The sequence below is a fragment of the Bdellovibrio bacteriovorus genome, from assembly GCF_002208115.1.
Lineage (GTDB): Bacteria > Bdellovibrionota > Bdellovibrionia > Bdellovibrionales > Bdellovibrionaceae > Bdellovibrio > Bdellovibrio bacteriovorus_C.
Genome location: NZ_CP020946.1, coordinates 3,077,013 through 3,091,545, shown reverse-complemented (window position 1 = coordinate 3,091,545; position 14,533 = coordinate 3,077,013). Strand labels below are relative to the sequence as shown.

Here is a 14,533-nt window from a genome sequence, read left to right as displayed (position 1 = left end):
TGCGACGGAGTCAGGGATGTTTTGGGTTGTGACTTTAACAATGTCAGTTCTGATGGTTTCTGCCAGTGGGTGTTCGCTGGAGGCCAACATCAGTGACTTGAATCAGCAGGCGCTGCCGACTCCTGCAGCTATCCGTCACGACAAAGACTATCAGAATACCGAAGTGGCCGTATCGGGCCAATATCAAGTTCAAGGTCAAATTGCAGAAACAACGGAAAAACGGATTAGCGGGAACTACGTTGTAGAAGGGGTTATCGCTTATGAATAGATCCAAATTTCTGATTTTGAATCTGTTGTTGCTTTCCTCCATGGCATTGGCGCAAACCAATGGCAACAAAGGGATCACCTTTCAAGGTGTGATTAAGGACAACTCCAACCCGTCAAGTCCCGCGTTTCCCACTGTGACCTCCAATGTGGTGGTGCAGATTTTGGGTGTTCGCAGTGACGGCAATTCCTGCATCCTGTGGGAAGAAATGCATTCGGGTGTGCAGATTGAAAAAGGATACCTTTACCTGGTTGTGGGGCGTGGGAATAAATCTGCGCTGCCGACTTTAAGCCTTAAAGAAGTTTTTAACGACAAACCTAAAACCAGTCTGACATGTTCAAACGGATTTACGGATTACACACCTCTGGCGACCGACAGTCGTAAACTGCGTGTCGTGGTCAGCAGTCTTGGAATCACTGCGGACTTTAATATGCGTTCAGCTCCTCTGGCCGTGCACGCTGAAAATGCCGGCAGTGCAGAAACACTGAATGGCAAAGCCAGTGCAGACTTTATTAACGTGAACACGCCGGGCGGTTTGACTCAAACAGCGGCCGAGTCCTGGTTTGGCAGTACCATGATGGCCGATATTCTGGCGGGAACTTACGCGGCCCCCACGGCAACCACCGCCGGCAATGTGACCGGGGTTGTGGCCGTGGCTAACGGCGGAACCGGAGCCAGCACCGCTGCGGGTGCTCGGACAAATCTGGGACTGGGGCCTTTGGCGGTGATGAATCCCACAGGAACGGCGGATGCTACGACTTATCTGCGTGGAGACGGCACTTGGACCGGATTGCCATCGGCGCCAACTCTGGCCGGTGACGTCAGCGGGGCCGTGGGCGCAAACACCGTTGATAAGATCAAAGGCACGGCGGTGAACACCACGGCTTTAGCTGACGGCCATTTCCTGCGCTTTGAGAGCGGAGCCTGGATCAACGGCGCCTTGGTGGCGGCGGATGTTCCGGCTTTGGATTGGGCCAAGATCACCACGGGGAAACCTACGACCTTGGCAGGGTACGGGATCACGGATGCCGTCAGTAAAAACGGCGACACGATGGCCGGCGCCTTGAACATGGGTTCTAACGATGTGACTGCAACAGGCTATGTTTTGATGAGCCCGCAGCGCGCGTTGGGTTTGGGAACATATACGAATGCGCAAGAAGCCACTTTGACAGGTGGTCTTTCGGCCGCTCACAAAGGTTACACCTGGTACAACAGTGAAGCCAATCAGGTGAAATTCTGGAATGGAACGACTGTGCAGGCTTTGGGTGGTGCACAAGCGTTTGCGACCGGTACTGTGGGCACGGCACCTGCGTGGAGTTCTGCTTCAAACACACATACTTTGAATATTCCTATGGCATCGGCGGTGGGAGTCACTGCTGGTTTGCTGAATAAAACAGACTATGATGCCTTCGCAGCGAAACAGCCCGCAGGCAACTATGTCACGGCGTTGACGGGGGATGTGACCGCGACCGGGCCAGGTTCTGTCGCAGCGACGATTGCCGCCGACGCCGTGACTTCAGCGAAAATCGCCGACGGCACGATTGTCGGCGCGGATATGGATTTCAGTGGTGTGAACACCGCGACGACGTCGTTTGCGATGAAAGACAGCACAGGCAAGTTCTATAATTTTGCCTGCGCGACCACGGGTCATGTGCCGACATGGACGGTGGCTGGTTTTGCCTGTCAGGCCCCGGCGCCACTTTTGCCAGCTTTGGCAGATGGTAAAATTTGGATCGGCGATGGCACCAACGCGGCGGCTGCGCAAACCCTGTCGGGGGATGCAACGGTTTCCAATGCCGGTGCTGTGACGGTAACCAATGTGCGTGCAGACCGTGTTTCTTCAGCAGCCGGTCAGTACCTGTCTTACAAACCCAACAACGTGTCTTGTGCGAACAATGAAGTTCTGAAATGGAATGGCTCAGGCTGGATTTGCGGAGTCGACAATGCCGGGACGGGAACTGTGACGGGTGTCACAGCCTCAGCTCCGTTGGCAAGTTCGGGCGGGACTGCTCCGGTGATTTCAATTGCATCTGGAACAACGACGGGCCAAACCCTTCGTTGGAATGGCACAAATTGGGTGGCGGCGCAGTTGTCCAATTCTGACATCACGGGGCTTGGTTCTTTGGCAGTGAAGAATGCTGTCGACCTGGGTACGGCAGATGCGACGGGCACATTAGCGGCAGGTCGTATGCCGGCGCTGACTGGTGATGTGACATCCTCTGCGGGTTCTGTTGCAACGACTTTGGCTAATTCTGGTGTGACGGCGGGAACTTATTCCAAAGTGACTGTCGATGCCAAGGGGCGTGTGACCGTCGGAGCAAATATCGCTGCAGGTGATGTGACGACCGCGTTGGGATATACACCAGTAAACAAAGCTGGCGACGTGATGACCGGCTCTTTGGGGCTTGGCAACTACACGAATGCGACAGAGACCACTTTGATCACCTTCTGGGGAGCAGGTGATAAAGGGAAAACTTGGTTTAATACGACTTCCAATCAAGTGAAGTACTGGGATGGTTCCGCAGCGGTGGCTTTGGGAGTGTCGGGCGCTGGGTTGACCTCTTTGAATGGTCAAACGGGTTCGACTCAAACATTTGCCACACCGGGGACGTCCGGTTTGGCCCCTGCTTGGTCTTCCGCGGGTAATGCGCACACGTTGAATATCCCGATGGCTTCTACGGCATCGGTGACCGCGGGGCTTATTTCCAAAACAGATTATGACTCTTTCACTGCAAAGCAGGCTGCTGGTAACTACGTGACAGCCTTGACAGGAGATGTGACGGCGACGGGCCCTGGATCCGTTGCTGCAACCATCGCCGCCAATGCGGTGACTTCCGCTAAAATTGCCAATGGAACGATCATCGGTGCAGATATCGATTTCACAGGCGTGAACTCCGCAACGACTTCGTTTGCGATGAAAGACAGCACTGGGAAATTCTATAACTTCGCCTGCGCCACTGCGGGCCATGTGCCGACGTGGACTGTCGCTGGTTTTGCCTGTCAGGCTCCGACGCCTCTGTTGCCGACTTTGAATTCTGGAAACATTTGGGTTGGGAACGGTTCGAACGTGGCCACAGCCGTAGCTATGTCTGGGGATGCGACACTTTCAAATTCTGGCGCTTTGACCTTGGCAACTGTTGCGGTCTCCAAGGGGGGTACGGGGTCTACTTCTTTGACTGCTGGAGGTCTGATTGTAGGTAATGGCACGAGTGCTGTGACGTCTCTGGTTGGGGGGACGGCGGGAAATGTGGTATATGCATCAGGTCCGGCGGCCTGGGCAAGTGGATCACCCGATGCGGCGGGCCTTGTCGACAAATCATCAACTCAAACTATTGCCGGAGCAAAGACCTTTACGAACTCTGTGCAAATGGCCGCGCAAAATCAGATGCGCTTCGCGGATTCAGATTCATCGCACTATATCGCTGTGCGTGCGCCGTCGACAGTGTCGTCCAATGTGATTTTGACTTTGCCGCAAACGGCCGGTTCGTCGGGGCAAGTGCTTTCAACAGATGGAACGGGGGGCTTGGCGTGGTCTACGCCCGCTAGTGGTGCGGCCTTGTCGGCACTGACTGCAGCGACCGCAACCAATACCATAGACAACTTGAACTTCGCCCAAACCTGGAACTGGTCAACTGCGACAACGCAGAATCCGATGACAATCAGTGCTAATGCTTTGTCGACGGGCTCGATTTTAAGACTTACGACGTCCAATGGTTCAGTCAATTCAACGAATGGTCTTTTGTATGTGGCCAATACAGGAGCATCAACCAATGGTAAAATTGCCAGAATCCAGTCTAATTCAACGGCTGGTAGCGGGCTGACAGTGTTAGCGAATGGAAATGTGGGAATTGGAACCAGTACACCTGGTCACCTGTTAAATCTGAGTGCACCGATGCCCGAACTCAGAGTCCAATCAACAAACTCATCGCTGATGGGAAGTTTTGATTTAATAAATGATGGTGCCGACATGCTTTCGTTCCGGATTCAAGGGACTGCAGCGACAGGCAATTATCTAGGTGTTCCGCAGGCTGGGATGGGGGTTTTGGCCTATGCAGGTTCACAAACATTTGCAATCTCCAGTTCCGCCGCGCCCATTGTATTTGGAACAAATGGTTCGGAGCGTGTTCGTATTGCCGCGAACGGTAACGTTGGTGTCGGTACAGGGGTGCCGGGTTCGGCTTTGGATGTGAAAGGCGAAATCAGAACATCTGGAACGACTTCTGGTTATTCAGGATTCAGAGCGCCAGCTTCCGGCAATAATATCACTTACACTTTGCCAGGAGCAGACGGTAGCGCCAACCAGGTTCTGACGACGAATGGATCAGGCACGTTGTCGTGGACAACGCCGGCGGCAGGTGGCATCACTTCGCTGGGTGGTTTGACTGCGGCAACGCAAACGTTCGCTGTTGGTACAGCGGGAACAGCGCCAGCCTTCAGCTCAGCGACCAGCACGCACACTTTGAATATTCCGATGGCGTCGGCAGCCTCAGTGACCGCCGGTCTGATCAGCAAGTCGGACTATGACAACTTCAACGGAAAGTTTGCTGCCACTGTAACCTCGCCCTTGGCAGGTCAACATATTCGTTACAATGGCTCAGCCTGGGTGAACGCACTGGTGGCTTTGTCGTCAGATGTGACGGGGACTTTGTCCATTGCCAACGGTGGTACAGGGGCTACCAGCGCGGGATCGGCCCGAACAAGTTTGGGCATCGGATCTGCCGGTACAAGAGACACAGGGGCAGTTTCTGGAAATGTCCCGTTGGTGGGGGTATCGGGGATCACGGCGAATAAGATGTGTACTGCCGATGGGACCAGCTCAATTATTTGTAATACCGACATTCCTTCCAGCCAGTGGATCAGCTCGGCCTCCGATATTTACTTCAACACCGGCAAGGTGGCCATCGGGTCTACGGGTGCGGATCGCAATCTTTCGGTGGTAAACAATTCCTCGGGGCAAGGGGCGATCAACGTTCAGAACAATCATGGCAGTGGTGTGAGCTCTGTCGAGTTCTTTAATACAGGGGGCGGCTCAGAAGGATTTGTGGGTTGGGGGAACAGCAGTGCCAGTGGCGTCTCCAATACGGTTGTTCTTGGTTCTAACGGAGTTCGCCAGATCGCACTGTTTACCAATAACACAAAGGTTTTAACTGCGTTTCCGGCAGGGAATGTCGGTATTGGTGTTTCTGGCGATCCAGGGGTGAAGCTGAAGGTCAACGGAACCATCGCTTCGAATCAGGTAAGTGATGCCAGTCCGACTAGTTTTGATCTTTCACTTGGAAACTCCCAGCACACTTCGACAGGATGTTCCGGGGCTTCATGGGACCTGCAAAACATGGTGGAAGGTGCGACGTACACCATTGCTGTCCAGAACAACACGCACACGGGGGCTTGCATCTTTACGAATTCTGGTTCGACATTCCGTTATCAGCCGAGCAATGCGACTCCGGCCCCAGGTCATGTGATCTATTCCTTTATGAAGGTGGGGACAGTTATTTACGTGTCGTGGATCGAAGGATTCAACTAAGTGTCTGAAAGCGGGGGAGAAATGTTTAAAAAGGCTGTGATGCTTCTTTCATTCATCTCGGTGCTGGTATCGCCAATTGGCTCTTTGGGATTCGGTAGAGGCGCCTTTTGGCAAAAAAAGTATGTCGGGCTGCAGCTTCTTGCGGGTCAGTTCCAAGCATCCGCCATGATAAATGGGCCCTTGAGCTTAGCCAGGTTTCGCGAACCTCGTGCGGTCGCCGTCAATGCGGCGGGCGACATCTTTATCGTAGACAGCAATGCCTCTGTCATTCGTAAGATTTCTAATGGATTTGTTACGACTTTTGCGGGGAAGCTCGGCGCTTTTGGACATGTGAATGGAACGGGTGAAAATGCCCGGTTTGATTATCCGAAGGCAATCGCCATCGATGGAGCTGGAAATCTATTTGTAACTGAAGGAAATACATCCACCATCCGCAAGATCACCCCGGGGGGTGTCGTGACGACGGTGGCGGGATCGCCTGGAATTACCGGAAGCGAAGACGGGACCGGATCTGCTGCAAGATTCAGTGACCCGGAGGGCATTACTTTGGCGGCGGACGGCAATTTTTATATCGCGGATAAAAACAACAGTATGATTCGGAAAATGACTCCTGCGGGGGTGGTGACGACTTTCGCCGGAAGCGAAGTCGCTGGCTGCGCTGACGGGACCGGAACTGCAGCCCAGTTCAGTTATCCAACGGGTATTGTGGGTGACTCAGCGGGGAATATTTACGTCGCGTGCTCGACTTGTGCGACTATTCGTAAAATCACCCCGGCCGGGGTCGTAACGACTTTTACCGGACAAGCTTATGCTAATGGTGCCGTGGATGGGACTGGTACGGCGGCCCGATTTAACTGGCCGGTGGGGCTTACCATCGACAGTTCTGACAACTTGTATGTGGCCGACTATGGCAATTCTGCGATTCGCAAAATCACACCTTCGGCAGTGGTCAGCAATGTTGCCGGGGCTTACGGTGATTATGGTGCAGAAGATGGCACAGGGACCGCAGCGAAATTTTCCGGTCCTACGGGCATAGGCATGGATGGAGCCGGGAACCTGATAGTCACTGATTCAGACAATTCGACAATTCGTAAGATCACGCCCGCACGTGTTGTGACCTTGGTGGCAGGGAGCTTCAGCTGGGGCGGAGACGGTTCAGTGGATGGGACCGGGACCACCGCGCTGTTTTCTGCCCCGGAAGGTATCACGACGGATTCTGCCGGTAATATCTATGTCGCAGACACTGCGAACAGAACTATCCGAAAGGTCACCCCCTCTGGAATTGTAACCACCATTGCTGGAAGTCCAGGGCAGGCTGGAGATGCCGACGGAACAGGTTCGGCAGCCCGTTTCAGCTACCCCACAAGCTTAAGTATGGCCGAAGACGGCAATATTTATGTTGCCGACGAATATCGCATTAGAAAGGTCACTCCGGCGGGTGTGGTGACCACGTTGGCGGGAAGCTATAATAATTCCGGATTCGCTGACGGGACGGGGGCTGCGGCCCGTTTTGCTGGAGTGGCTGGAATCGCAAGTGATGGGGCTGGCAATCTTTTTGTCTCTGATTCGGGCAATTACGTCATTAGAAAGGTCACGCTTGCAGGGGTTGTAACGACATTTGCAGGACAGGTGGGAGTTCAAGGGAGCACGAACGGTACAGGAACCGGCGCAACCTTTTCCAATGTTAGGGGGATCACAGTTTCCTCTTCCGGACATATTTTTGTTGCCGATACAGACAACCACATCATTCGCAAGATCACTTCGGCGGGGGTCGTGACCACTTTTGCCGGTGCGGCCGGCCAGGGTGCAAGTACTGACGGAACGGGCAGTGGTGCGCGTTTTTCTCAACCCCATTCCCTGGCTTCAGACTCTGCAGGCAATATTTATACTGCGGAATGGGGTGAACCGATAATTCGCAAGATCACTCCAGGTGCGGTTGTCACTACCATCGCTGGGTTGCGAAGCACAGCTCCTGGGTATACGGGAGCTCCGTCAAATGGAAGCAAGGATTCAGAAGTTGGCTCGGCTTTCGGTCTTGTTGTGTCAGGGCGAAAAATCTTTTTCGTGGGCGAAAATACTGTCAAGTGGGTGCCACGCCCCTAGGGCGTTTACTTGTACTTTCCAAAAATTCTGTCTAGTGTGCCATTCGACTTTACTTCAGCAATGGCACGATTCAAGTCAGAAATCTTCAGTGGCGAGTCGCGGCGCAGCCAACAGCGGACCGGGATTTCCTCGATGACAAGTCCATGTCTTTGGATCTTTGAACTTTTGTGGCGCTTAAGATAATAAGCCAAATGTATTTCTTCAACCACCGCATAGCTAAAGCGTGAAGCATCCAGCTTTTGCAGGTTGGCATCTTCGTTCGGGGAGTCATCCCGAATAAGTGTTCCTGCATTAAAGCTTTCCTGAAGCGCCGGGTAGCGATACTTTAACACCGTTCCGACTCGTTGTTTTTTCAGTTGATCCAGAGACTTTACCGCTGCGGTATTTGAAACAATCAGGTTTTTTGAAATAAAAAGAGGTTCCGACCAAAACACGTCCGCCTCGCTAACCTGGGCCCATTCACGGGAAGTATAGCAGTTCAGATCAATTCTGTTTTTTTGGGAATACTCGCGAATTCGGAATTTTGGCAGGACAAGAATGTCAATTTGCCGTCCCAGCTCTGCAGCCAGTGCGCGCATATAGTCAGCGGTAATTCCCTTTGGAGATGCCGCCGAATCTGCAAAATACCATGGCGCCGACATATTTTCCCCAATCACGGTTTTTAACGGTGAAGAGGCCTGTGTCTGCAGGTGAAAAACGGAAACAAAAATGAAAGCGAAAATTTTTCGGAATGGCACTCCTTATCTTAGTCACTAAAATAAGGAACTTCAACTATTGCGCGAAATCCTTTCCGAGCTGAAATGGAAGAGATAAGGGTTCGAATCGCGCCGATGTTTTTGCCTTTGGATCCCAGTATTTGTCCAATGCACTCTTTTTTGCAGCCGACGTGATATACGGTGGTTCTTTCTCCAACCTCGATATCAATGGACAGGCTTGAACTGTCTGTGACCAGTTCAGTCAGTAGCCCCAGTATCAGTTTGCGTCCGTTTTCCCGTTCTGCTGCAAGATCAGTCGAAGACGGGGACACATCCACTTTGGGTGCTGAGGAAGATGAAGAGGCGGATCTGGTAATAATTTTCGGCAAACTCATAGAACTCCCGCAATAACAGTTGCTCTTTAAAGAGTATGCGGGTTTGCAGAAACAATCATGACTGAAGCAGCAAAAACGAGACCTTGTCGACGGTAAACTGAGGCTTTGGGTTAAGCCCCGAACGTTCGTTCAGGGATTCTTTTCGATTGCTGAAAGCGCCGTCCAGATCAGCAGTCCGCCTCCAGAGAAGCTGACCAGGTCCCTTGCTGAGTGCGGCAGCAAACGCACTTCCGGCTTTTGGTTGCGGGGATTGGTGCGAATTTCAAGACGGGCGCGGGAATAATGGCCCGGATTTTCGGGATCGATAAATAATATTTCCTGAGTTGCCGAGTCTGCAGCGACCTTCAGGACGAAGTGAAAACCGCGGATCTCGTTTTCATCCAGAATGGGAATTCCCATATCACGACCACCCTCTCGATCACCGCCAATGCGCGGGCTGCGGCCGCGTCCCATCGGCGGCTGCACCGGTCGAGGACGGGAGTCATAGCGCAGCAGCAGAATCTGTGGTTCAGAAGACAGCAGATCAGAAACGGTCAGTTCAGTTCCGCTAAAGTGACGGCCTTTTCCACCGTAGTGGTTGTTTCGCCCCATCAGTTGATCCAGATTCTTCAAGTACTGCACCAGCTGTGGTTCGATCAGTCCCTGATTCACATCGGTGCCCTGGGCAAGACTCACACTTGCGGCCTGGGCCAAAAGGTCAATCTGCTGGGACTTTGAAAGTGACTTTTTTTCAAGCTGCAACCAGTTGATCGCACTTGCGGGACCACATAATGAACTGGGGCGGGAATGAGGAATCACTCCTCGCAGATAGAGTTCATCATCATTCTGGTTCAGCATCAGCGCAGACAACTGGCTTTCGTGGGGAAGTTCAAGTGCGGCGAAGGCCAGATTGAAACCAAACAGGAAAATTGCCAACAGTGTTAAGCGCATTTGGACCTCTTAAACAGCCACGCATAGCTGTTGACCATTATGAAGGATCCCACCAGAAAGACTGAGCCTGCCAGTATCGCATTTTGAATACCGAAAAAATCTGTCAATTTGCCAACTCCGACATGCATCAGGATCAGCATCAGGGAATCCGTGGTCATCATGTAAGTCACAGCTGTGTCGAGATCTTCCGGAAACTCGGATGAAATCCACGAAATCGCCAAGGGGTAAAAAGGCGCGATGGCGAGGCCCGTTCCCGCAAGGAACAGAGGATGAATATAGAGGCCTGCCAGCAGCACCATCAAACAGATCACGGCAGAGGCCGACAGCAGAAAACGCGCCGTTTGACGGAAGCGAATCACAGCAAAAGCAAAACGTCCCAGCACCATGCAGACAAAGAAGTAAGTCACATAGATGCTGGAAGCCTCCATGGAATAGTTCCAGGTTCGTTGCATATACAGAGCCAGGCGCGAGGACACCATGATCTCCGCAGCAACTGCGAAGCTTAGCATGATGGCCAGGAACAACTGGGGCTTCAGGTTTTTCTTTTTGTTCGCGCGGTGCTGGTCGTCTGTCACTGAAGAGCGTGTGTGCAGGGACTTGTGACTTGAATGAAACATGTAAAGGTAAAGTGCTATCGGACCCACTGTGGCGGCGGCAAAGGTCCATCTCCAGCTTCCGGTCAGGTACTCAATGGCGGCGGCCATTAACGGAGCCATCAAGCTGGCAAGGCCATACATGGTGTGAAGGCCCGCCAGCATCTGCTGCTTGCGCTCCGGACTGGAACCCATCGGAACCAGAACGTTGGGAACAAGGCCTAAAATCCCCATGCTGAAGCCAAATCCGAAACTGAAGATCAAAAACACCGGGAAGATCGGGGATGCCGCAAGCCCCAGCAGGGAAATGATCAACCCCAGAGTGCCGGCCTTCAAAACGGTCAAACGGTCATAGCGACGCAGAAGATAGCGGCAGGCATAACTGGAAATCAAACCCGAAATGTTTGAGAAGGCAAACATCAGGGATCCCATGCCGTCGCTGACCCCGAATTGCTTCAGAATCTCTGGAAAAAGGGGGCCTCGGATGTTGTCGGTAAGGCCGAAAACAAACAAGCTGGCATAGGACAGGAAAATAAAGGGCCAAATCATGTTCGCCAATATAGAGATGCGCCGGGGAAAAACAAGGGGCCCCCGGGGGGCACTGGATTCTTTGCAGTATTGGTCAGGGCTTAGGCAGATGGTGTAAGAATTCCTGAAAAAGACTCTGAAGGCGCTCTATTGGGCCCCCAATTATATGAAATCCCTAGGAAAAGGGGGGTGCTTGTGCTACAAACGCCGCACACATAATCCTTTAACCAACGGGATCAGCCTTAGTGAAGGTAAGGTCCCAGCTGTAACAAGCACGGCTGTAAAAAGCCAAGGAGCCCGAAGATGGAAGCAAACGCCGGCAGCACTCTTGCGCCCGTTAATTATTCTGACGACAACGTCGCCAAACCCCTTGAAAATCAACCTGTCAATTTCTACTCCCTGACACTGGAAGATCTGAAAGCCTATATCAAAAGCAAAGGCAAAGAGCAGTTCCGTGCCCAGCAGATTTTCAAATGGGTTTATGAGCAGCGTGTGACTGATCCGGAGCAGATGACGAATCTGTCCAAAGAGTTCCGTCAGGATCTTCCTTCCATGCTGTCTTTTGACCTGCCTCCGGTTCTTCAGCACTTGAAATCTGTTGATGGCACCCAGAAATTCCTGTTCGACATGAAAGACGGCATGTCCGTTGAAGCGGTTGTGATTCCATCTGAAGACCGCCTGACTTTGTGTATTTCCTCTGAAGTGGGCTGTAATATGGCCTGCAAGTTCTGCTTCACCGGCAAACAGAAATTGAAACGCCGTTTGCGCACTGAAGACATCGTGGGTCAGTTCATGCAGGTTCACGACCGTTTGGCGGAAGGCCAGCGCATCACCAATATCGTATTCATGGGTATGGGCGAGCCGCTGGACAATCCGGAAGCAGTCTTCAAAACGATCGACGTGATCCATTCCCCATGGGGTATCAACCTGTCCCGCAAAAAGATCACGGTCTCCACTTCCGGTATCGTGCCGGAAATGTGGCGTGTGGCTGACGCGAAAGTGCGTCTGGCAGTCAGCTTGAATGGTCCTAACGATGAAATCCGTTCTCAGGTGATGCCGATCAATAAACGCTGGGATACCAAGGCGTTGCTGGAAGCTTGTAAAGAGCACTACCGTGTTTCCAAAGACAAGATCACTTTCGAGTACGTGTTGCTGAAAGGTATCACCGATCAGTTGGAGCACGCTCGTCAGTTGGTGAAACTGGTGAAAGATGTGCCATGCAAAATCAATATCATCCCGTTCAACGAACACCCGGGTTCTGGTTACGAGCGTCCTGATGACGACACAATCCAGGCGTTCCATACGGAATTGATGAACCTGGGTGCGCACGTTCTTCTTCGTCGCTCTATGGGTCGTGACATCTTCGCGGCTTGCGGTCAGTTGACCACGGTGAAAGAGCGTCCTCAGACGATGGATATTTCCAACTCTCGTCTGGCGGGTCTTCCTAAATACAAACGTGAACTTTTGGCTGCGCAAGAAGCAGAACAAAACAATCAACACTAGAGGTAACATTATGTCTGAAATTCTTGTTGTCGGCAGTCTGGCTTACGATTCCATTGAAACTCCATCCGGTAAAGTGGACCGCGCTTTGGGTGGTTCCGCGAACTACTTCTCTTTGGCAGCATCTTTGTTCTCCAAAGTGCGTGTTGTCGGTGTTGTTGGTGAAGACTATGACCAGAAGGACTATGATCTTCTGAACAACCGTGGTGTGGACTTGGCGGGTCTTTCCAAGGTTCCGGGGAAAACCTTCCACTGGGCGGGTTCCTATGAAGGTGACCTGAACGAGGCTAAAACTTTGAAAACGGATCTGAACGTGTTTGCGGACTTCAATCCGCAATTGCCAGAGCATTTCAAAGACTCCTCTTTCGTGTTCCTGGCAAACATTGCCCCTGAGCTGCAACTGCAGGTTTTGGAGCAGGTGAAATCCCCTAAGTTTGTTGGTATGGACACCATGAACTTCTGGATCTCCATCAAAAAAGACAAGCTGATCGATGTTCTTAAAAAGGTGGATCTGGTTTTGATCAATGAAGGTGAAGCGAAGATGCTGACGGGCGCTGCCAATGCGATCTCTGCAGCTCCGCTCATCACAGCTATGGGCCCCAAGGCGGTGGTTATCAAGCGCGGCGAGTACGGCTTTGCGATGTACACGAAGGATGAGGGCTACTTCATCCTTCCAGCCATGCCGATCCCGACAGTTGTGGACCCTACAGGCGCTGGTGACACCTTCGCCGGTGGTTTCTTCGGTTACCTGGCAGCTCAGAAGGAAGTTCCAACTATCGCGAATCTGAAGCAAGCCTGCATCATGGGTTCCATGATGGCTTCTCACACGATCCAGGATTTCTCTGTGAAAGCTCTGGCGAAAGTGACCTTGGGCGATCTTGAAAAACGCCTGACCGAATACAAAAAAGTCATCACTGTTTAAGATCCTGTCAAAGGCCTCCACTCCGGAGGCCTTTTTTCTTTGTTAAGATGTCTTGTGAATTGAAGATAAATTGAAACATGTTTGTTACTAAAAGTCCGGATTTCTGGCAAGAAGAAAACAATTCTTGTTTAGTCCTCTCGTGAGAGTCTACGGAACTCCGATGTGTAGGGCATGAAAACAGCATTATATTTACTATTGGCATTCTTGTTTTTGGCAGTATCAGTGATTTCTTGCTCGGAAGAGCCGAAGGAGCTCATTCCGACGGACACCCCAAGTACAGAGAATCCTACACCAACAAATCCAACAATCCCAGTGCCAGAAGGAGTTCCGGCAGGGGCCTTTGTTTATCTTCAGGTGGGCACGCGGTGGGAGTCTGCCGCAGAGAACGCAGCTTTTAAAAACTGGAAGACCTGCGCTGTATCGCCGAGCTCTCCCAGCACGAACATTGAGTGCGAAGTAACTGTACCAGAGGCCCAATTGTATCGCAGTGCTGTCGAGTTCAAAGTGGGCTCGCTGAACCCTGCATATTGTCCTATTTTGAGCTTTAGGCCTTATTATTATAAACGTTCCGATTCCTATCCCGTCACAACGCCGACAGGTCCGGTAGATGAAAATGGAGTACCGACAGATGTGACCAGCGGTGGTTATATCCCGGCGACTGCTGAAGCAAACTCGAATGCGTTAAGCTGTGGGGCAAATACCAATGTGAAGGAGTGTTTCGGTGGCGCCGCTCCACATCTGATTGAAGAGTTTCCGAAGAGCACAGGGAAGTACTTCCTTACTAGTGTAGCCACAAGCAGCAGCTACATTTTGCCTTCTTCAAACTCAGTCCGCTATTATGGTTCGTTTCGTGTAAATTTTATGGTTACCAATAATCTTTCAGCAGCAGACAGACAGAATGCTGTCCTTGGTACAGTTAACGAAAGAGTCGCTGATTACTTCTATGACTACGAATTTGAATGTACGAGCTACTGGGGCGAGCGATTGTTTGGTATCACACTGACTATTTCCGACGAGAACTGGGATAGCAGTGGTGGTGCCGATGACTATCAGGACTGGAACTGATTTAAACGAAACA

Annotated in this window: 10 protein-coding genes; 6 read left to right on the top strand and 4 right to left on the bottom strand. The window is 51.9% G+C overall.

The window, feature by feature from the left end:
* The first annotated feature begins 16 nt into the window (after nucleotides 1-16).
* Genes B9G79_RS14830 through B9G79_RS14820 form a run of 3 tightly spaced genes read left to right on the top strand, consistent with a single transcriptional unit; the run spans nucleotide 17 to nucleotide 7,892 of the window.
* Nucleotides 17-268, top strand: coding sequence for a hypothetical protein (locus B9G79_RS14830; protein WP_088566187.1), 252 nt, complete (start codon nucleotides 17-19; stop codon nucleotides 266-268).
* The gene (locus B9G79_RS14825) at nucleotides 261-5,789 is read left to right on the top strand and encodes a beta strand repeat-containing protein (RefSeq protein ID WP_088566186.1); all 5,529 of its coding nucleotides are present in this window, start codon (nucleotides 261-263) and stop codon (nucleotides 5,787-5,789) included. The genes B9G79_RS14830 and B9G79_RS14825 overlap by 8 nt, the downstream gene beginning before the upstream one ends.
* Before the next feature lie 21 nt (nucleotides 5,790-5,810).
* Complete coding sequence (locus B9G79_RS14820; RefSeq protein ID WP_088566913.1) at nucleotides 5,811-7,892, top strand: NHL domain-containing protein; 2,082 nt, start codon at nucleotides 5,811-5,813, stop codon at nucleotides 7,890-7,892.
* Between the two features lie 5 nt (nucleotides 7,893-7,897).
* Here the strand turns inward: B9G79_RS14820 and B9G79_RS14815 are convergent, their stop codons facing one another.
* The 4 genes from B9G79_RS14815 to B9G79_RS14800 form a co-directional block, all read right to left on the bottom strand.
* Nucleotides 7,898-8,533: a substrate-binding periplasmic protein gene (locus B9G79_RS14815; protein WP_088566912.1), complete on the bottom strand. Its 636-nt coding sequence runs from the start codon at nucleotides 8,531-8,533 to the stop codon at nucleotides 7,898-7,900.
* A 104-nt stretch (nucleotides 8,534-8,637) separates the two neighbouring features.
* Nucleotides 8,638-8,982, bottom strand: a complete 345-nt coding sequence (locus B9G79_RS14810; RefSeq protein WP_232468733.1) for a KH domain-containing protein — start codon at nucleotides 8,980-8,982, stop codon at nucleotides 8,638-8,640.
* A 129-nt stretch (nucleotides 8,983-9,111) separates the two neighbouring features.
* Nucleotides 9,112-9,912 (bottom strand): hypothetical protein, encoded by an 801-nt coding sequence (locus B9G79_RS14805; RefSeq protein WP_088566185.1) that lies wholly within the window; start codon nucleotides 9,910-9,912, stop codon nucleotides 9,112-9,114.
* Complete coding sequence (locus B9G79_RS14800) at nucleotides 9,903-11,054, bottom strand: MFS transporter (RefSeq protein ID WP_088566910.1); 1,152 nt, start codon at nucleotides 11,052-11,054, stop codon at nucleotides 9,903-9,905. The genes B9G79_RS14805 and B9G79_RS14800 overlap by 10 nt, the downstream gene beginning before the upstream one ends.
* A gap of 282 nt (nucleotides 11,055-11,336) precedes the next feature.
* Here B9G79_RS14800 and rlmN point away from each other — a divergent pair, with 282 nt between their 5' ends.
* The 3 genes from rlmN to B9G79_RS14785 all read left to right on the top strand — a co-directional run bounded on the left by rlmN (nucleotide 11,337) and on the right by B9G79_RS14785 (nucleotide 14,520).
* A complete protein-coding gene (gene rlmN, locus B9G79_RS14795) occupies nucleotides 11,337-12,536 on the top strand; it encodes a 23S rRNA (adenine(2503)-C(2))-methyltransferase RlmN (RefSeq protein WP_011163292.1) in 1,200 nt (399 codons plus the stop codon).
* A 10-nt stretch (nucleotides 12,537-12,546) separates the two neighbouring features.
* Nucleotides 12,547-13,455 (top strand): PfkB family carbohydrate kinase, encoded by a 909-nt coding sequence (locus B9G79_RS14790; protein ID WP_011163293.1) that lies wholly within the window; start codon nucleotides 12,547-12,549, stop codon nucleotides 13,453-13,455.
* 171 nt (nucleotides 13,456-13,626) lie between these two features.
* Nucleotides 13,627-14,520 (top strand): hypothetical protein, encoded by an 894-nt coding sequence (locus tag B9G79_RS14785; protein WP_157678794.1) that lies wholly within the window; start codon nucleotides 13,627-13,629, stop codon nucleotides 14,518-14,520.
* Nucleotides 14,521-14,533 lie beyond the last annotated feature (13 nt).

Coding starts and splice junctions, on each gene's coding strand:
- B9G79_RS14830 (WP_088566187.1), top strand. CDS start 17: ATGTTTTGGGTTGTGACTTTAACAATGTCAGTTCTGATGGTTTCTGCC.
- B9G79_RS14825 (WP_088566186.1), top strand. CDS start 261: ATGAATAGATCCAAATTTCTGATTTTGAATCTGTTGTTGCTTTCCTCC.
- B9G79_RS14820 (WP_088566913.1), top strand. CDS start 5,811: ATGTTTAAAAAGGCTGTGATGCTTCTTTCATTCATCTCGGTGCTGGTA.
- B9G79_RS14815 (WP_088566912.1), bottom strand. CDS start 8,533: ATGTCGGCGCCATGGTATTTTGCAGATTCGGCGGCATCTCCAAAGGGA.
- B9G79_RS14810 (WP_232468733.1), bottom strand. CDS start 8,982: ATGAGTTTGCCGAAAATTATTACCAGATCCGCCTCTTCATCTTCCTCA.
- B9G79_RS14805 (WP_088566185.1), bottom strand. CDS start 9,912: ATGCGCTTAACACTGTTGGCAATTTTCCTGTTTGGTTTCAATCTGGCC.
- B9G79_RS14800 (WP_088566910.1), bottom strand. CDS start 11,054: ATGATTTGGCCCTTTATTTTCCTGTCCTATGCCAGCTTGTTTGTTTTC.
- rlmN (WP_011163292.1), top strand. CDS start 11,337: ATGGAAGCAAACGCCGGCAGCACTCTTGCGCCCGTTAATTATTCTGAC.
- B9G79_RS14790 (WP_011163293.1), top strand. CDS start 12,547: ATGTCTGAAATTCTTGTTGTCGGCAGTCTGGCTTACGATTCCATTGAA.
- B9G79_RS14785 (WP_157678794.1), top strand. CDS start 13,627: ATGAAAACAGCATTATATTTACTATTGGCATTCTTGTTTTTGGCAGTA.